Annotated in this window: 17 protein-coding genes; 8 read left to right on the top strand and 9 right to left on the bottom strand. The window is 74.5% G+C overall.

The features are described from left to right. Positions 1-1,360 (bottom strand): FtsW/RodA/SpoVE family cell cycle protein (locus tag ACFV61_RS27480; protein WP_380494456.1); only part of this gene is annotated, 1,360 nt, incomplete at its 3' end. Positions 1,361-1,656: 296 nt separating this feature from the next. Between ACFV61_RS27480 and ACFV61_RS27475 the strand changes: the two genes are divergently transcribed. The 4 genes from ACFV61_RS27475 to ACFV61_RS27460 all read left to right on the top strand — a co-directional run bounded on the left by ACFV61_RS27475 (position 1,657) and on the right by ACFV61_RS27460 (position 6,649). Beyond that, positions 1,657-2,652 carry a cytochrome c oxidase assembly protein gene (locus ACFV61_RS27475; protein WP_380372425.1) on the top strand — a complete coding sequence of 332 codons (996 nt, stop codon included), beginning with the start codon at positions 1,657-1,659 and terminating at the stop codon, positions 2,650-2,652. A 323-nt stretch (positions 2,653-2,975) separates the two neighbouring features. Beyond that, positions 2,976-4,097, top strand: coding sequence for a ribosome small subunit-dependent GTPase A (gene rsgA / locus ACFV61_RS27470; protein ID WP_380346113.1), 1,122 nt, complete (start codon positions 2,976-2,978; stop codon positions 4,095-4,097). A 528-nt stretch (positions 4,098-4,625) separates the two neighbouring features. Then, positions 4,626-6,143: a DNA-3-methyladenine glycosylase 2 family protein gene (locus tag ACFV61_RS27465; protein WP_380494454.1), complete on the top strand. Its 1,518-nt coding sequence runs from the start codon at positions 4,626-4,628 to the stop codon at positions 6,141-6,143. Then, positions 6,140-6,649 carry a methylated-DNA--[protein]-cysteine S-methyltransferase gene (locus ACFV61_RS27460; RefSeq protein WP_063347091.1) on the top strand — a complete coding sequence of 170 codons (510 nt, stop codon included), beginning with the start codon at positions 6,140-6,142 and terminating at the stop codon, positions 6,647-6,649. The genes ACFV61_RS27465 and ACFV61_RS27460 overlap by 4 nt, the downstream gene beginning before the upstream one ends. Before the next feature lie 26 nt (positions 6,650-6,675). Here ACFV61_RS27460 and ACFV61_RS27455 read toward each other — a convergent pair whose 3' ends face one another. Beyond that, a complete protein-coding gene (locus ACFV61_RS27455; RefSeq protein ID WP_380494452.1) occupies positions 6,676-7,194 on the bottom strand; it encodes a GNAT family N-acetyltransferase in 519 nt (172 codons plus the stop codon). Between the two features lie 118 nt (positions 7,195-7,312). Continuing rightward, positions 7,313-7,819 (bottom strand): MarR family transcriptional regulator, encoded by a 507-nt coding sequence (locus ACFV61_RS27450; protein ID WP_063347089.1) that lies wholly within the window; start codon positions 7,817-7,819, stop codon positions 7,313-7,315. Positions 7,820-8,010: 191 nt separating this feature from the next. Here ACFV61_RS27450 and ACFV61_RS27445 point away from each other — a divergent pair, with 191 nt between their 5' ends. Further along, positions 8,011-9,546, top strand: a complete 1,536-nt coding sequence (locus ACFV61_RS27445; RefSeq protein ID WP_380494451.1) for an MFS transporter — start codon at positions 8,011-8,013, stop codon at positions 9,544-9,546. Between the two features lie 62 nt (positions 9,547-9,608). On the opposite strand, the gene pth is transcribed toward ACFV61_RS27445, so the two are convergent. The 4 genes from pth to ACFV61_RS27425 form a co-directional block, all read right to left on the bottom strand. Next, entirely contained in the window at positions 9,609-10,196 is a 588-nt protein-coding gene (gene pth / locus ACFV61_RS27440) for an aminoacyl-tRNA hydrolase (RefSeq protein WP_380494458.1), read from the bottom strand. A 110-nt stretch (positions 10,197-10,306) separates the two neighbouring features. Next, positions 10,307-10,939: a DUF305 domain-containing protein gene (locus ACFV61_RS27435; protein WP_063351021.1), complete on the bottom strand. Its 633-nt coding sequence runs from the start codon at positions 10,937-10,939 to the stop codon at positions 10,307-10,309. A gap of 92 nt (positions 10,940-11,031) precedes the next feature. Continuing rightward, the gene (locus ACFV61_RS27430; protein ID WP_063347086.1) at positions 11,032-11,697 is read right to left on the bottom strand and encodes a DUF3105 domain-containing protein; all 666 of its coding nucleotides are present in this window, start codon (positions 11,695-11,697) and stop codon (positions 11,032-11,034) included. Between the two features lie 103 nt (positions 11,698-11,800). After that, positions 11,801-12,304 (bottom strand): hypothetical protein, encoded by a 504-nt coding sequence (locus tag ACFV61_RS27425; RefSeq protein ID WP_380494450.1) that lies wholly within the window; start codon positions 12,302-12,304, stop codon positions 11,801-11,803. Positions 12,305-12,646: 342 nt separating this feature from the next. Between ACFV61_RS27425 and ACFV61_RS27420 the strand changes: the two genes are divergently transcribed. Next, positions 12,647-14,128, top strand: coding sequence for a hypothetical protein (locus ACFV61_RS27420; RefSeq protein WP_380494448.1), 1,482 nt, complete (start codon positions 12,647-12,649; stop codon positions 14,126-14,128). A 62-nt stretch (positions 14,129-14,190) separates the two neighbouring features. On the opposite strand, the gene ACFV61_RS27415 is transcribed toward ACFV61_RS27420, so the two are convergent. Continuing rightward, positions 14,191-14,721 carry a hypothetical protein gene (locus ACFV61_RS27415; protein WP_380494446.1) on the bottom strand — a complete coding sequence of 177 codons (531 nt, stop codon included), beginning with the start codon at positions 14,719-14,721 and terminating at the stop codon, positions 14,191-14,193. A gap of 146 nt (positions 14,722-14,867) precedes the next feature. Between ACFV61_RS27415 and ACFV61_RS27410 the strand changes: the two genes are divergently transcribed. Both ACFV61_RS27410 and ACFV61_RS27405 read left to right on the top strand, forming a co-directional pair. After that, entirely contained in the window at positions 14,868-16,148 is a 1,281-nt protein-coding gene (locus ACFV61_RS27410; RefSeq protein WP_380346129.1) for a sensor histidine kinase, read from the top strand. Beyond that, positions 16,133-16,780: a response regulator transcription factor gene (locus ACFV61_RS27405; protein ID WP_063347082.1), complete on the top strand. Its 648-nt coding sequence runs from the start codon at positions 16,133-16,135 to the stop codon at positions 16,778-16,780. Before ACFV61_RS27410 ends, ACFV61_RS27405 begins: the two co-directional genes overlap by 16 nt. On the opposite strand, the gene ACFV61_RS27400 is transcribed toward ACFV61_RS27405, so the two are convergent. Continuing rightward, complete coding sequence (locus ACFV61_RS27400) at positions 16,758-17,411, bottom strand: TetR/AcrR family transcriptional regulator (protein WP_380494445.1); 654 nt, start codon at positions 17,409-17,411, stop codon at positions 16,758-16,760. The genes ACFV61_RS27405 and ACFV61_RS27400 overlap by 23 nt on opposite strands. Positions 17,412-17,509 lie beyond the last annotated feature (98 nt).

Below are 17,509 nucleotides of genomic sequence, written 5' to 3'. Positions count from 1 at the left end.
CGGCCGAGTCGCTCAGCTTGATCAGCAACGCCACGATCAGCCAGTTCGCCAGCAGCGACGAGCCGCCCGCCGCCAGGAACGGCAGCGCCTTGCCGGTCAGCGGCACCAGCCCGCTCACCCCGCCGACCACCACGAACACCTGCAGCGCCAGCGCCGTCGACAGCCCCGTCGCCAGCAGCTTGCCGAACGGGTCGGTCAGCCCGACCGCCGTCCGCAGCCCGCGCTGGACCAGCAGCAGGTACACCAGCAGCACCGCCGTCACCCCGGCCAGGCCCAGCTCCTCGCCGATCGTGGTGAAGACGAAGTCGCTGCGCCCGGCGAAGCCGATCAGCCACGGCCGCCCCGAGCCCAGGCCCGTCCCGGTCAGGTGCCCGGTGCCCAGGCTGAACAGCGCCTCGGCGGGCTGGTCGGAGATGATCGCCGGGTCGTGGTGCTCCTTGTAGATGTCGAGCGGGTGCAGCCAGGCCTCGACGCGCCCGTGCACGTGCGGCTCCACGGTGCCGACCACGGCCGCGCCGCCGACCGCCATCAGCAGGCCGAGCACCACCCAGCTGGTGCGCTCGGTCGCCGCGTACAGCATCACGACGAAGACGCCGAAGAAGATCAGCGAGGTGCCGAGGTCGCGCTCGAAGACCAGCACCAGCAGGCTGACCACCCAGATCGCCAGCACCGGGCCGACGTGCCGCCCGCGCGGCAGGGTCATCCCCCAGATCTTCCGGCCGGCCAGCGCGAGCGCGTCCCGGGAGGCCATCAGATAGCCGGCGAAGAAGATCGTGATCGCGACCTTCACGAACTCGTCCGGCTCGAAGGAGAGCCCGAACAGGCGGATCCAGCGCTTGGCGCCGAAGTCCTCCGGCCGGCCCGGGAAGAACGCGGGCGCCGCCAGCAGGATCAGCGCCCCCGTCATCAGCAGGTACACGTACCGCTGGAAGAACCTGTGGTGCTTGATCAGCGCGATCAGCGCGATCGCCACCGCGACCGAGACGAACACCCACATCAGCTGCGAGGGCGCGGCCGGGAGCTTCTGGTAGTCGCCCTTCTTGGCGTGCGCCGCCGCGTAGGAGATGTCCAGCCGGTCCAGCAGCATCAGCCCGAAGCCGGTCAGGAAGACGCCCAGCGGCAGGATCAGCGGATCCGCGTACGGGGCGAACCGCCGCACCGCCAGGTGCGCCGCCCCGGCCAGTCCGCCCAGCGCCAGGCCGTGGACCAGCAGCCCGGGCGGCATCTTGCCGGTCAGTGCCAGATCGGCGTCGATGTGCCCCGCCAGACAGACGGCCACCGCGAGCGCCAGCAGGCCCAGCTCGATGTTGCGGTGGCGCGCCGCCAGCCGGCGGCCCTCGCCGCGTGCAGTGCCTTGCACCCTTGTCTTCCCCTTGTCATCACCCGCGTGGCCGGTATCGCCGACGGTGCATCCTGCCAGACGAACACGGCCCTGCGCCGGTTGCGGTCCGGGGGCCGTCGAGGCCGGAACTTTGCCTGGGCAAAGCTTTTTCCGGGCTCGGTAAAGCTTTGTTCAGGCGCAGGTATAGAGGCGGGCCCCGGGCGCCGCGGGCCCCGGCCGGGAGGCCATCATGGCCGGGGCGCCGCGGTCCGGTCCGCGGCGCCCGACGGACCGCCGGACGGCGGCGGCAGGGCGCGAACGAGGTGGGCGGACGGATGGACGGCGCGGTGCGAGTGCTCGCCTACAGCGGACCGCCGCCCTGGCAGTGGTCCGACCTGGCCACCGCGTGGACGGCCGAACCGCTGGTGCTCACCCTCTCCGTGCTGCTCGGCGGCTGGTACCTGGCCGCGGTGCGCACCGTCCACCGGGCCGGCGGCGAGCGCTGGCAGCCCTCCCGCACCGCCGCCTTCCTGGGCGGGCTGCTGCTGTGGATCTGGTGCACCTGCTCCGGCCTCGGCGTGTACGAGCGGATCCTGTTCACCGACCGGGCCGTCCAGGTCGTGCTGCTGCTGATGCTCGTCCCGCTGCTGCTCGCCCTCGGCGCGCCGGTCTCGCTGCTGGTCGCGGCCGCGCCGCCGGCCCGGCGCGAGCGCATCCTGCGGGCGCTGCGCAGCCGGCCGTCCAAGGTGCTGATGTTCCCGGCCGTCTCCACCGCGCTGCTGATGGCCCCGCCGTGGCTGCTCTACTTCACGCCCTGGTACGAGGAGTCGGTGTCCAGCGCGTTCGGGAACGTGCTGCTGCACCTGGCGCTGGTGCTGCTCGGGCTGGCGTACTTCTGGCCGCGGCTGCAGATCGACCCGGTCGGGCGCGAGTACCCGCACCTGGTCGGGCTGTTCATCACCTTCGCCGAGGTGATCTTCGACGCGGGGCTCGGGCTGGTGCTGATCTACGGCGGCCACCTGGTCGCCGAGCACCACTACGTGGCGCTCGGGCGGCCGTGGGGGCCGAGCCTGGCGCAGGACCAGACCTGGGGCGGCAACATGCTCTGGGTGCTGGGCGACCTGGTCGGGCTGCCGTTCCTGGCCGCGCTGGTGCGGCGGATGGTGGTGCAGGGGCGGGAGGAGATCAAGGCGGTGGACGCCGAACTGGACGCCCGTTTCGAGGAGGCCGCGGCGCAGGCGCAGGCGGCGGGGCTGCCGGCCGAGGAGGAGGCCGGGATGCGGCCCTGGTGGCTGGACGATCCGAACCTCAAGCACCGGTACGGCGGGTAGTCGGCTCCGGCGGGTTCCTGGGCGCGGGCCCGCACTTTTGTAGGTCCAATGTTGGTCCCTTGTGGATCCCTTCACCGCGTTTCCGCAGGTCAAAAACCACTTGGCCCCGCGACCCCCACCAGCTAGCGTTTGTCCCGTCCAGATCGGGGGCCTTCACGGCCGCCCGAGGAGTAGAGAGCAGGAGGTGAACCCCGTGGTCGTTGTCGCCCCGATAGCTGCCTTGGGCAGTACTCGCGTTCACCTCCTCTTCCCGGCCGCCGGCTGACCCTTTCCGCGCCAGCCGCAGCCCGCCGGGATCATCTCCTCCCGAAGGGCCCACCGCGTTGTTCAACGCTGCCTCCACTTCGTCGTTCCCCTCCACCTCCCCCTCTGACGAGCTGCCGCTGTCCGGTTACGGCTGGACGCCCGAGCTCGCCGAACTCTTCACCCCGCTCGCCGAGGCCGGGCTGATCCCGGCCCGGATCGTCCGGGTCGACCGCGGCCAGTGCGACGCCGTGCTCGCCGATCCGGAGACGGGCGAGCCGCGCACCGTCCGGCTCGACACCCGCCCGGTCGGCGACGCCGACATGATCAACTGCCCGTGCACCGGCGACTGGGCCGCCGTGGACCTCCACGCCCAGCCGATGGCCGCCGTCACCGCACTGCTGCCCCGCTCGACCGCGATCATCCGCAAGGTGGCCGGCAAGCGCTCCGACGGCCAGGTGCTCGCCGCCAACGTCGACACCGTCCTGATCGCCGCCTCACTCGCCGCGGATCCGGACCTCGGCCGGATAGAGCGCTTCCTGGCCCTGGCCTGGGAGTCCGGCGCCGACCCCCTGGTCGTCCTCACCAAGGCCGACCTGGTGGACGACGCCGAGTTCATCCGCGCCGACGTCGAGGCGGTCGCGCCCGGTGTCACCGTGCTCGTGGTCAGCGCCGGGACGGGCGAGGGCATGGACGTGCTGCGCGCCTGCGCGCCCGGCACCACGGCCGTGATCGGCCAGTCCGGCGTCGGCAAGTCCACGCTCACCAACGCGCTCGCCGGCGTCACGGCGATGGCCGTCCAGGAGGCCCGCTCGGTCGACCAGAAGGGCCGCCACACCACGACCACCCGTGAACTGATCCCGCTGCCCGGCGGGGGTGTGCTCATCGACACCCCCGGGCTGCGCGAGGTCGGCCTCTACGGTGGCGAGGGCGTGGACCTGGCCTTCGCCGACATCGCCGGACTGGCCGAGGAGTGCCGCTTCCACGACTGCGGCCACCACACCGAGCCCGGCTGCGCGGTGCAGGCGGCGCTCGCCGACGGCACCCTGCCACAGCGCCGGATGGACAGCTACCTCAAGCTCCAGCGCGAGAACGAGTGGATCGCCTCCCGCTCGGACGCCCGACTGGCCTCGGCCCGGGCGAAGAAGTGGAAGTCGCTCTCCAAGTCGATGCGCGCCGCGGGAGGCTCCGTGAAGCGCTGACCAGGAAAGCCGACAAGGAAAGCCGACCAGGAAATCAGGGGGCCGCGGCCGGCCTCCGCCCGGGCCACCCGGCTCGGCTGAGGCCGGGCGGGCCGGCAGCCGGAAGTGCTTCAGGGCCACTGCGGTGGCGTCGTCCACGGTGAAACCCGGGTCACCGAGGGCGGCGAGCCGCCCTGGCCGACGGCCAGACCGCGAGCAACGCGCACGTGCGCCGAGCGCTGCGGCGCGGTGCGGTCTTCCCCCGGGGTGGCCTCGGGGCGGGCTCTCCGGTGCGGGCGTCCCAGCGCGGGTCTCCGGGTGTGGGGCCTCCGGCGTGGGCGCCGGTGTGAGCCCCTCGGTGCGGGCTCCCTGCGCGGGCCCCCAGCGCGGGCCCCAGCGCGGGCCCCAGCGCGGGCCCCCCGGGCCGGTGCTCGGGATGGGTGGGTGGAGGTGGGCGGAGGGTGGGGTGGGGGAGGGGGGGAGGGCCCCCAACGGCCATGTCCGATTCCCGCCAGTCACCCCCCGTCCCGGTGCCGCAGACTGGACAGCGTGATCGACGACGACATCCGGTACCGAGCCGTGGACAGCCGAGACGCCCGCTTCGACGGCGTCTTCTTCACGGCCGTCACCTCCACCGGCATCTACTGCCGACCGAGCTGCCCCGCCGTGACCCCCAAGCGCGTCAACTGCGTCTTCTACCCCAGCGCCGCTGCCGCCCAGGGGGCCGGCTTCCGCGCCTGCCGCCGCTGCCGCCCCGACTCCGTACCGGGCTCCCCGGAGTGGAACCACCGCGCCGACCTGGTCGGTCGCGCGATGCGCCTGATCGGCGACGGCGTGGTGGACCGCGAGGGCGTCGCGGGCCTGGCCAGCCGCCTCGGCTACAGCTCCCGCCAGCTCCAGCGCCAGCTCATCGCCGAACTGGGCGCCGGCCCGATCGCGCTGGCCCGCGCCCGCCGCGCCCAGACCGCCCGCCTGCTGCTGCAGACGACCGAACTCCCGGTCACCGACATCGCGTTCGCCGCCGGCTTCGCCTCGGTGCGGCAGTTCAACGACACCGTCCGCGAGGTCTACGACCGCACCCCCAGCGGTCTGCGCGCCGAGGTCGTGGCCGGCCGCCGCGTCGCGACCCCGGCCGGCGGCCTCACCCTGCGCCTGGCCTACCGCGGCGCGCTCGACAGCGACCACCTGATCGACTTCCTCGCCCTGCGTGCCGTCCCCGGCGTGGAGGAGGTCGTCCCCGGTCCGCGCTCCGGCGTCCGCACCTATCGGCGCACCCTGGCGCTCCCGTACGGGCACGGCATCGCCGAGGTCGACGGGCTGGCGCCGGGCGAACCGCGCACCCGCGGCTGGCTCGACTGCCGCCTGCTGCTCGCGGACCTGCGCGACCTCCCGACCGCCGTCCAGCGCCTGCGCGGCCTGTTCGACCTGGACGCCGACCCGGACGCGGTCGACGAGCAGCTCGGCGCCGACCCCGTGCTCGGCCCCCTGGTCCGGGAGCGCCCCGGCCTGCGCTCGCCCGGCCACGTGGACCCGCACGAGCTGGCCGTCCGCGCGGTGCTCGGCCAGCAGATCACGGTCGGCGCCGCCCGTACGCTGGCCGGCCGGCTGACCGAGAAGTACGGCGCCGCGCTGCCCGAGCCGAGCGGCGGCCTGCGGCTGCTGTTCCCGACGGCGGCGGTGCTGGCCACCGCCGACCCGGAGGACTTCGCGATGCCCGCCGCCCGCCGCCGCGCGCTCACCGGCCTGTGCGCGGCCCTGGCCGAGGGGGCGGTGCGACTCGACGGCGGGGTGGACCGGGAGGAGTCCGCGGCCCGGCTGCTGGCCCTGCCCGGCATCGGCCCCTGGACCGTCGGCTACCTGAGGATGCGGGCCCTCGCCGACCCCGACGTCTTCCTCCCGGGCGATGTGGGCGTCAAGCACGGCCTCGTCCGGCTCGGCGCCCCCGGCGACCCGAAGAGCGCCGCCCGCGCGGCCGAGGCGTGGGCCCCGTGGCGCTCCTACGCCGTGCACCGGCTGTGGGCCGGGCTCGCGAGCGCCAGCACTGGAACGGAGAAGGCAGAGGCATGAGTACCACCGTCTACACCACCATGGAGAGCCCGTTCGGCCGGCTGCTGCTGTCCGGTGTCCTGCCCGAGGGCGGCGGCGCGGCGGCGCTGGCCACCGTGACCGCGCCCGGGCAGAAGTACGCGCTGTCCGAGCCCGCCGACGACTGGGTCCTCGACCCGGAGGCGCTCGCCGAGCCGGTCGCCCAGCTGACCGCCTACTTCGCGGGCGAGCGCACCTCCTTCGACCTCCCGCTCGCCCCGGTGGGCACCGAGTTCCGCCGGCGGATCTGGGCCGTCTTGGACGAGATCCCGTACGGCGAGACCGTCACCTACGGCCAACTCGCCGATCTGGCGGGGGAGTCGCCGCGTGCGGTGCGGGCGGTCGGCGGCGCGGTGGGCGCCAATCCGCTGCTCATCGTCCGCCCCTGCCACCGCGTCATGGGCGCCAACGGTTCGCTGACCGGCTTCGCGGCGGGCGTGGACTGCAAGCGCCGGCTGCTGGAGCTGGAGAGCGGCACGCTGTTCTGACGCGTCCGCCCGGGCGGCGGCGCGGCTCAGCCCGCCGCCGCCCGCAGGTCCACCCGCCAGTTGTGGCTGCGCATGAACCGCCCGGGCGGGAACTCGAAGTCCGTCTCGCCGACGAGGCTGAACCCGGCCTTCGCGCAGACCGCGTTGGAGGCCGGGTTGTCCACCGAGGGGAAGGCGTGCAGGTGGCGGTGGACGGCCTCGCGGCGGGCGGCCGCGACGGCGGCGCGGGTGGCGGCGACGGCGATGCCCCGCCCCTGGTGGCCGGGCAGAACGTTCCACCCCATCTCGTGGACGGTCTCGCCCTCCCAGGTGCGGGTGCCGTAGCCGACGGTTCCGACGGCCTCGCCCTCGGGGAGCAGCACGATCCGGTACATGCAGCCCAGGCCGGACGGGACGAAGTCGAGGTAGCGCCGGTGCCGGACGAGGAGTTGCTCCTCGGTCTCCGGGCCGCCGACGTGCTTCTTCATCTCCGGGGTGTTGACCCGGCGCAGCAGTGCGAGGTCGGCGTCCGTCCAGGGCTCGATCAGTACCTGTGCTGTGCTCATGCCGGGGACGGTAGCGGTCGGTACGGGTCGGTGACCAGCGGTTTTGCAGGCGTCCGGGGGCGCTGACCGGGGTTCGGCCCCGGGTTGGGCCCGGTCAGGGGCCAGGCCCGGCCGGGGTTCAGGCCTGGTCGGGGCCCTGGCCGGCCTCGGCGAGGGCGCGGGCGAGCTGTTCGAGGGCGGGCAGGGCGTGGACGACGGCGTCGCGGTCGGTGGGGTCGAGGGTGTCGAGGGCGGTGGCGATGCGGCGCTCGTGGGCGCGCTGCCAGTCGTCGAGCTGGCGCCGGCCGGCCGGGGTGAGGGCGATGCGGGCGGTGCGGCGGTCGCCGGGGTCGGCCTGGCGGTCGACGAATCCGGCGTCGAGGAGCTTGCCGATCAGTCCGCTGACGGTGTTGGGGGCGAGCCGCTGCCGGGCGGCGAGTTCGCCGACCCGCAGGGGTGCGGCGGCGAGGGTCTGGAGGAGTTCGACCTGCGCCATGGGCAGGGACTCCCACGGGTAGTCGGTGCGGATGCTGCTGCGCAGGGCGCGGCGCAGGCGGGTGACGGTGTCGGTGAGCCGCCGGGCGTGGTCGACCGCCGTTTCGGGGGTTTCGGTGGCGGGGTCGGGGACGTGTGGTGACGACGGCATGGCGGACAGCGTATCGCCTGGTACGGGCCGGTCCGGCGGGTTGTCCACCGTCGAGCGGGGGCCTCCCGGAGCTCTGCGGAGCTCGGTGGAACTCTGCGGATCCCCTGGGAGCTCCGTGGAACTCCCCGGGATCCCGTCGGAAGGCGAGCAACTCGTAGAAAGAACATATCTGCATCCGATATATTTGTGGCATGAACGCCACCGCTCTTGCCGCGCGGCTGCTCACCGAGCGGCCCCGGCCCCGCGGCATAGCCGGCTGGCGTCACGCCCACTGGCTGGCCGTCGGCACCGTCTGCCTCGGGGCCTTCCTCGGCCAGCTCACCGCCAGCGTCACCGCCCTCGTCTTCCCGGCCCTCGGCCGGCACTTCGACGCCGGCTTCGCGGCCGTCGAATGGGTCGCCCTCGCCTACCTCCTGGTACTGGTCGCCCTGCTCGCCCCGGTCGGCTGGCTCTCCGACCTCATCGGCCGAAAGACCATGTACCTCGGCGGCTTCGCCGTCTTCGCCCTGGCCTCGCTCGGCGCCGGATACGCCGGCAGCCTCGGCGTGCTGGTCGCCTGCCGGGCCGTCCAGGCCGTCGGCGGCGCGATGATGCAGGCCAACAGCGTCGCCCTGGTGGCGCGCGGCGTCCCGGAGCACGCGATGCGGCGCGCGCTCGGCATCCAGGCGGCGGCACAGGGGCTCGGTCTGGCGCTGGGCCCCAGCCTCGGCGGGCTGCTGGTGGAGCACGCCTCCTGGCGGTGGGTGTTCTGGATCAACGTGCCGATCGGGGTGCTGGGCATCCTGGCCGGCTGGTTCCTGCTGCCCCGCACCCGCACCGGGCCCCCGCCCGCCGTCGGTACCGGGCAGCAGCTCGCCGCCGGTACGGGGGGCCCGCCCGCAGGAGCCACCGCGCGCCTGCCCGCTCCCCGCACCGAGGACGGCCCGCTCGCGCCGGGCGTGGCGAGCCCGCCCGCCACCGCATCCGGCGGCCGCTTCGACCTGGCAGGCCTGCTGCTGCTCACCGGCTCCACCACCGCGCTGCTGCTCGCCCTGTCCACCGCCTCCGGACTGCCGCTGCCCGGCTGGGCCGCCGCCGCACTGCTGCTCGCCGCCGCCGTCCTCGCGCTCGCGCTGGTCCGTCAGGAACGGCGGGCCGCCCGGCCGATCCTGGCGCCCGGCCTGGTCAACACCCCCGGGGTGCGGTCCGGGCTGGTGGTTTCGCTGATCGGCTACCTGCTGCTGTTCTGCCCGCTCGTGCTCGGCCCGGTGCTGCTGACCGGCGCGGGCGTGCCGGTGGCCCGGGCCGGCCTGGTGATCACCCTGCTGCCCGCCGCGTTCGCGCTCGCCGCGACCGTCGGCGGCGCGCTGCTGCCGCGTGGCTGGTCGGACGTCGCCCGCTGCCGCGCGGGCGCGGTGCTCGCGGGCGCGGGGCTGCTGCTGTTCGCGCTGCTGCCGGTCTCCGGGGCGGCCGTGGCGGTGCCGCTGCTGCTCGCCGGCTACGGGCTGGGACTGCTGCTGCCCGCCAACAACGCGCTGGTGATGCGGGCGATCCCGGCGCAGTGCTCGGCGGTCGGCGGCGGCATGGTGAACATGGCCCGCAGCCTCGGGACCGCGCTCGGCACCGCGCTGCCCGTCCTCGGGGTCCATCTGGCGGGCCCGGCGGCCGGCGGCCGGACGGTGCTGCTCGCCCTCGCGGCGGTCGCGGTGGCAGCCGTGGCCCTGACCCGGCCGGTCCGCCAGGCCTGAGCCGGGACCTCTTCCTCTGAGCCTCCGACCCCTGAGCCTCCGACCCCTGAGCCTGAGAGCCCCTAAGCCTCCGAGCGGACGTTCAGTGCGTCCTGGGCCCGGTTGAGGCCGCGCCGCACCAGCGTGTCCAGCGCGTCCGCGCACCGGTCCAACACCGCTGGCAGGGCGGCCTGTTCGTGCTCCGAGAACTTCTTCAGTACGAAGTCGCCGGCGCTCTGCCCCTTCGGTGGGCGCCCGATGCCGAAGCGCAGCCGCACGAAGTCGGGGGTGCCGAGCACCTCGCCCACCGAGCGCACGCCGTTGTGGCCGCCGGGGCCGCCGCCGCGCTTGAGGCGCCCGGTGCCGAATGCGAAGTCCAGGTCGTCCTGCACGACCACCAGGTGCTCGACCGGGACGCCGTAACGCCGCAGCAGGCCGGACACCGGTCGGCCGGACAGGTTGATGAACCACTGCGGCTTGGCCAGCACCACCCGGTGGCCGTCGACCTCGATCTCCGCCACCAGGGCGCCGATCCCGCGCCGCCGGAACCGCGCGCCGTACCGTTCGGCCAGCCGTTCCACGGTCAGGAAGCCGGCGTTGTGCCGGGTCAGCCGGAACCACGGGCCGGGGTTGCCCAGTCCGGCGATCAGCCAGGGTGCGGCGGGGGGCATCGGGAACTCCAGGGGCTTGTCGCGGACGCGGGACGGCCGGGGCACGGTACGCACGGTACGGGACCGTCGACCGCGCCCCGGCCGTCCGAGGACACGCGCAGTGGGGTGGGTCAGGACTCGGGCACGCCGGGGGCGGCGCCGCGCTCCGTGAGCATGTCGGTCATCAGCTGCACCTCCGAGGTCTGCGCGACCACCATCGACTGGGCGAGCCGCTTCTCGGCGTCGTTCTTCGCCAGGTCCACATAGCCCTGGGCCATTTCGACGCCGCCCTTGTGGTGCTGGATCATCAGCTGCAGGTAGTACACCTCGGCGTCCCGCCCGCTGAGCGAACGCAGCTTCGCCAGCTGGGTGTTGGTGGCCATGCCGGGCATCAGCGAACCGTCGTGGGCCTGGTAGTCGTGGCCCATCCTCATCCACGCCATCGGCTTGGCCGCAGAGTGCTGCGGCAGCCCCCACTGGTCGATCCAGCCCATCATCATCCCGCGCTGGTTGGCCTGGGTGTTGATGATGTCGAAGGCGAGGGTGCGGGTCGGGTCGTCGCCGGTGCGGTCCCGGACGATGAACGACAGGTCCACCGCCTGCTGGTGGTGGGTCGCCATGTCGCGGGCGAACCCGGCCTCGGGCGAGTCGTCCGCCGGGACGGCCACCGAGGCCGACCCGGACGCCGACGTCCCGCTCGCCACCAGGGCGGGCACCCCGAGGGCCAGCGCGAGGGCGGCGGCCAGCGCGGCCGGCCACCACAGCCGCCGACGGGCCGGGCGCGGCGCCCCGGCCTCGTCCGCGAACTCCTCGGCGGCGTGCTCGGAGCCGTCCTCGGGCAGCGCCGCGTCGGCGGTCACATCTGCCCCATGGTGCAGGAGGCGCCCGGCTCCTGGGTCTGCTTGCCCTGGACGTACTTGGTGAAGAACTGGTTCACCCGGGGGTCGCTCGCGCTGTCCACGATCAGCTGGGTGCTCCAGGCGTTCAGGGTGATGGCGCCCTTCTCGTCCGGGTACGGGCTCATCAGCGAGTACGGGGTGGTCTTGACCTTGTCGGACAGGGTCTTGATGTCGTCCGGCGTCGCCTTGCCGTTGTACGTCACCCAGACCGCGCCGTGCTCCAGCGAGTGGACGGCGCGCTCGTTCTCGACCGGCTGGTCGTAGACGTGGCCCATGCAGTCCAGCCAGATCGCGTTGTGGTCGCCGCCGACCGGCGGGGTCATCGGGTAGCTGACCTTGTCCTTGACGTGGGTGCGGCTCAGCTCGCCGAAGGTCTGCACGCCCGGGATGTCCGCGTTGGCGGCGGCCTGCTCCTTCTTCTTGCTCTGGTTGGCGTCCATGACGATCCAGGTGCCGGTGGCGATCGCGCCGATCACCAGCACACCGGCCGCGACCGAGGCGATGACCTTGTTGCGGCGGTCGCGGCGCTGCTCGCCGGCGCGCAGCTCGGCTATCCGGGCGCGGCGGTCGGTCGGGCCGGGCTTGCCGGACTGCTTGCCGGACTGCTTCGAGGCGGAACCCATGGTGGTTGTCCTTGTCCCCGCCGCGCACTGCTGGTGGCGCGGCGGTCAGCTGAAAGAAGGGGAGGGGCGGATCCGCCGGCGGATGCCGGGCGGTGGGTTCCGCTCAGGACCGGTGTACTTGCAGCTCGTGTAGATCGGGTGCCGGATGCGGACCGTCCAGCAGCCCGGCGGGCACCACCCTGGGCAGCGCCTCGGCTGCCGGCGCGAGCGGTGACGCGGCCGGCTGCGGATGCGGCGGCGGGTTCGGCAGTTGGGCGTCCTGCGCGCAGTACGGGTGGCTGGAGCAGCCGTTGTCACGGCGGGGCTGCCCGCCGTCGGCGGTGCACCACGTCCAGTGCCGCTGCTCGCCGGCGCGCTGGCGCTGGTCGGAGGCCTTGGCGGCGGGGCCGGTGTGCGGGGCGTGACTGGAGACCGTCGTGACGGCGGTGACGGCGGCGGTGACGGTGGTCGGCATCGGAGCGGCGTGCGCGCCGACCGCCTTCGACTGACCGGCGCACGGCAGCGTCGTGAGCAGCGCGACCAGCAGCAGAACCCACAGCACACCCACCGGGCGGCCCGCCGGAGCGGCCCTCCCCGGTCGAGGTGAGCTGGGGGCCGACGCGGTCATGCGCACATTTAATCAGCCGAACGAGTGAAGCGATGCCCCTCCTCCACCCCCATTTTCGGCCGCTCCCGGACCCGAACACCCCGGAAACGCCCTGCTCCGGGCACATCCGGCAAGCACGGACGGAACGGGACCGAACGCAGGGGTGAACCCGGGGGTGGACGCAGGGGCGGACGCGGCGCCGGACTCCCCGGTGAAACCCGAGGTTGACGCGGTGGCCGGGAACGGCCCGGCGCTGACCGGTTGTCGCCGAAACCCGGACAGCGTCGTTGCACTTGGAGACAATGACGTCGAGTCCGGCCCCGCCGGGGGCGGCGCGACCACGGACCGACCAGGAGCCGCCAGATGAGCAAGCAGGGTGCCCCCGCACAGCCGCACCGGCCGGACGACGGTTGGTGGGAAACGGTCTACGACGGCCCGGCGGGCACCCTCCCCGACACCCCGCACGCGGACCCCGGCGACGGCAGCGTCGACGACTGGTTCGATACGGCGGTCGGCCTCATCGGCCAGCAGCGCACGGCCGAACCGGAGCCGGTCCTGGACGCGGAGCCGGAGCCGGAGCCGGCGGCGGTGCCGGCAGCGGACGAGGTGCTGGAACGGGACAGCATCGACGACTGGTTCGACACCGCGATCGGCGTCATCGGACCCCAGCGGACGGACGAGGAGCGGGTGTTCGCCCCTGACGTCCAGGAAACCGAAGCCAACACCGCCGCCACACCGGTCTCCCTGGACAAGCCCACCCCCGAGCCCGCGCCGCAACCCGAGCCGGAACCCGAGCCCGAGGCCGCCGCCGAGGAACCCGAGCCCGAGCCCGAACCCGAGGCCGCCGCCGAGGAACCCGAACCCGCCCCGGAACCCGACACCCTCGCCACCGCCACCGTCCCCGACCCGCGCCCGGCCGTCCGCTCGCCACTCGCCGACGGCGCCCCCACCGTGCCGCACATCGGCGAGCGCCCGCCGACCTACGGGCCGGAGCCGACCGCCGTCCCGGAGGCGGATCCGGGCGTCCTCGGGGCGCTCGTGCCGGACACCGTCCTGGAGGGCGCCCAGTACGGGCCGTCCGTCCTGCGCGCCGTCTCCGTCCGCGGCGACTCCGCCCGCTTCCGGGGCGAGTCGCGGCGCGACGCGCTGCTGGTCACCAGGTTCGGGGACGGCCCGGACGGGCTGCTGCTCGCCGTGCTCGCCGGCATCGACCGGACCGGCACCGCCGCGGACGAGGCGCTCCCCCCGGAGGCCGTCGCCACCAGCACCCGTGAGGCCTGCCGTCATCTGGCCGCCGCGGTCGGCCGCAGTCGCGAGGGCCTGGCCGCAGACCTGCGCGACGGCGCCCGGGACCGGCTGCGTTACGGCCTCCAGCGGCTCGCCACCGGCGCCGTCGCCCCGCTGCGCGCGCTCGTGCCCGGAAACGAGGGGGACGGCACGCCGTCCCCGGCCTCGCTGCACTGCCTGCTGTTGTCGCTCGACCCGGCGGCCGGCCACCGGGCGGCCTTCGGGGTCGGCCCGGGCGGGCTCTACCTGCTGCGCTCCGGCCACTGGATCGACGCCTACGCGGCCCGCCTGCTGCACCACCCGGACGGCCAGCAGCCGCCGGAGGAGCCGAGGCCGTTCCGCTTCCGGCTGGTCCCCGCCACCCCGGGCGACGTGCTGCTGCTCTGCACCCCCGGCCTGGCCCGCCCGATCGCCGACGAGCCGGCCGTCGCCCACTTCCTGTCCACCCACTGGGCCCACCCGCATCCGCCCGGCACCGTCGACTTCCTCCGCCAGGTCCAGGTCCGTGCCAAGGGCTACGCCGACGACCGTACGGCGGCCGCCGTCTGGACCGACTGACGACCGATTGACGACCGAACGCCGACCGGACGCCGACCGCGCACCAGGCGCCCGACGCCCGGTCAGCGCGCCTTGGGAAAGGCGGCGCGCAGCGCGGAGCCGCGGACGGTGACCGCGGCCCGGAGGACGGGCAGCATGCAGACGGTCTGCACCGCGGCGTACCAGGGCGGGCAGACGCCCGGGATCAGGTCGACGCCGATGATGGCGATCGGCATGATGACGGTGAGGGCGCCCAGTCGTTCGAAGGCCCGGCGGGACCCTCGGGAGGCGGCGACCGCCAGCCGGTGGAGCAGCACGGCGACCACCGGCAGCAGCACCGCCCGGACCCACATGAACGTGTTCACCGGGTGGCCGCTGCCCGCCACCGCGACGACCGCCAGGAACGCGACGGCGCCGAGCGCGCCGTAGACCTTGATACAGGCCGTCACCGTGCCGAAGGCCCGCCGGGTACGGGGGTCGTGGAGCAGCGCCGCCTCGGGCGTGCCGGGCATGTCGCTGCCGGGCATGTCCGTGCGGTGGGCGTTCGTGCGGTGCATCTTCGTGTGGTGCGTGTCCGTGCGGTGCGTGTCCGTGCGGTGCGTGTTGGTGTCCATGTCCACCGACGCTACGAACCGCCCGGCCGGGGCGGTATCGGTCTGGGCCCACACGTGGGTGGGGCCAGCCCCACTCCCCGGCCGATCGGGGCGGTGGCGGGCTCGGCGCGGTGCACAGTGGGAGCACCGTACGGAAGGGGAGAGACGTGGGACGGCTGGGTTCGTGGGTGGCGCGCGCCGGGGTGGGGTTCGTGCGGGCGTGTGTCGTGGCGGCCGTCTGCCTGCTGCTGCCGGCCGTGTGGGCCGCGGCGGTGGCGCTGGGGGTCTGGTGGGGGGCGGGCAACCCGTGGTCGTGGACGGCGCCGTTCGTGCTGGTGGGCGTGGGCACGCTCGCCCTGCCCCGCCCCGTCTGCCGGATCGTCCGCTTCCTCGTCGCGCGGTGGACCGCCACGGTGATCCCCGCCGGATACCGGCAGGCCGGGCCGGTGACGCGGATGTCCACCGGGTTCTGGTGGAACGGCTTCTCCTACGAGCGCACCCGCCGGGACGCGCTGATGGACCAGCGCTGGCGGGTCCGCTGGCGGGACCCGGCGAACTGGCGCGACCTGCGGTTCGCGGGGATCGCGCCGTTCACCGCCGGTCTGCTCGCGTGCCTCCCGCCGGCCGGGGTGGTCGTGGCGGCCTGCGCGGTCCTCGGGTTCGGCGGGCCGGAATCCGCCGCGGGCCTGGCCGGGGCGCTCGGCGCGGTCGTGGCCGTGGCCTCCGCCCCGTACGCCTGGCGGCCCGTCGTGCCGGTGGCGGTCCGCTTCCTGCGCCCGTCGCCGGCGATGGCGCTGGCGGAGCGGGTCGAGGAACTGACCGCCCAGCGCGCGGACGTGACGGTCGCGCAGGCCGCCGAGATCCGCCGGATCGAACGGGATCTGCACGACGGGGCGCAGGCCCGCCTGGTCGCGCTCGGGCTCTCCCTGGCGACCGCCGGGAAGCTGATGGAGCGTGACCCCGACCAGGCCAGGGCGCTGATGCGGGACGCGCAGGCCGGTGCCACCGCCTCGCTGGCCGAACTCCGCGACCTGATCCGGGGGATCAGCCCGCCGGTGCTGAGCGAGCGGGGGCTCGTCGACGCCGTCCGCGCGCTCGCCCTGGACGTCCCGCTGGAGGTGGCCGTCAGCGCCGACGCCCTGTTGCGCCTGGACCCGCCGATCGAGTCCGCCGTCTACTTCGGCGTCGCCGAGCTGCTGACCAACGCCGTCCGGCACGCCGGGGCGTCCGGGGTGCGGATCTCCCTCACGCGGGACGGCACCGGTGTCGCCGCCGCGGTCGTCGCCGAGGTCGAGGACGACGGCCGGGGCGGGGCCGACGTCCGGGCCGGCGGCGGGCTGGCGGGCCTGCGCCGCCGGCTCGCGGCCTTCGACGGCACCCTGGAGGTCACCAGTCCGTCGGGCGGTCCGACCCGTGTCAGGATGACGGTGCCATGCGAATCGTTGTAGCCGAAGACCTCTACCTCCTGCGCGACGGGATGGTCCGCCTGATCGAGGCCTGCGGGCACCAGGTGGTGGCCACGGCCGCCACCGGGCCCGAGACGCTCGACGCGTTGCGCAGGTGGCGCCCGGACGTGTCCGTCATCGACGTCCGCATGCCGCCGACCCAGTCGGACGAGGGGCTGCGGGCGGCCCTCGCCGCCCGCGGCGAGATGCCCGGGCTGCCGGTCCTCATCCTCTCCCAGCACGTCGAGCAGCTGTACGCCCGGGAGCTCCTGGCGGACGGCTCCGGCGGCGTCGGCTACCTCCTCAAGGAGAGCGTGTTCGACGCCGACCAGTTCATCGGTGCCCTGGAGCGCGTCGCGGACGGAGGGACGGCCATGGACCCGGCCGTCATCGCGAGACTGCTGTCCAACACGCCACCGAACCGGGGGCTCGAACGGCTCACCGAACGCGAGTACGCCGTGCTGGGGCTGATGGCCGAGGGGCTCTCCAACCAGGCCATCGGCCGCCGGCTCTTCCTGAGCGAGAGCGCCATCGGCAAGTACACCACCGCGATGTTCGGCAAGCTCGGCATCACCGACGACGACGACACCAACCGCCGCGTCCGCGCCGTCCTCACGTACCTGAACAAGTCGTAGGGCCTGTCCACCCCGCCGCAGCCCCCGGGGGTCGGGTGCGCAGGAGGATCGCGGTGACGGCGGCGGCCTGGGTGAGGGCGGCGGGGCGGTGGGCGGCGGGGAGGCCGATGGCGATGGGGACGGCCAGGCCGTCGAGGAGGGCGCGGATCTGGGTGGCCCGGTCGGCGGTGGGCCCGGGGGTGAAGTGGCCGGTGGCGGTGCCCTCCTCGATGAGGGCGACCAGGTCGGCCTGCCAGGGCGCTTCGATCTCCTGCTGCCCCTGGCGGATCTCGGCGCTGGCGGGGGAGCGCCCCCACACCTCGACCCACAGGATCCAGCGCGGATCGCCCGCCCCGTCGGGCAGGTAGAGGCGCAGGTAGGCGTCGAGCCGCTGCCAGGGGTCGCGCGAGCGGTCGGCGAGGGCGTCACGGCGCCGGGTGCCGAGCTGGTCCTCGCTCCAGCGGAGGGTTTCCAGCAGCAGCTGGTCCTTGCTGCCGAAGTAGTAGAGCAGGTGTCCGGCGCTCATCTGGAGCTGTTTGCCGAGCCCGGCCATGGTGAGTTTGGCGAGCCCGTGTTCGGCGATCGCGGCCCGGGCGGTGGCGAAGACCTCCTCGCGGGGGCGCGCCGGCCGGCGCGGGCGGGGGTCGGCCATGTGCGGTGCGCTCCCTCGGTGGTGCGGAGGTCGGAAGGCTGCCGGGGCGGGGGGGGTGCCCCCCCCCCCCCGCCTCGCCCGGTGGGGTCGGGGGTCCG

This window comes from Kitasatospora sp. NPDC059817 (genome assembly GCF_042731835.1).
Taxonomy (GTDB): Bacteria; Actinomycetota; Actinomycetes; order Streptomycetales; family Streptomycetaceae; genus Kitasatospora.
The sequence above is the reverse complement of the archived record's forward strand: the minus strand, read 5'-3'. Positions and strand labels throughout refer to the sequence as shown.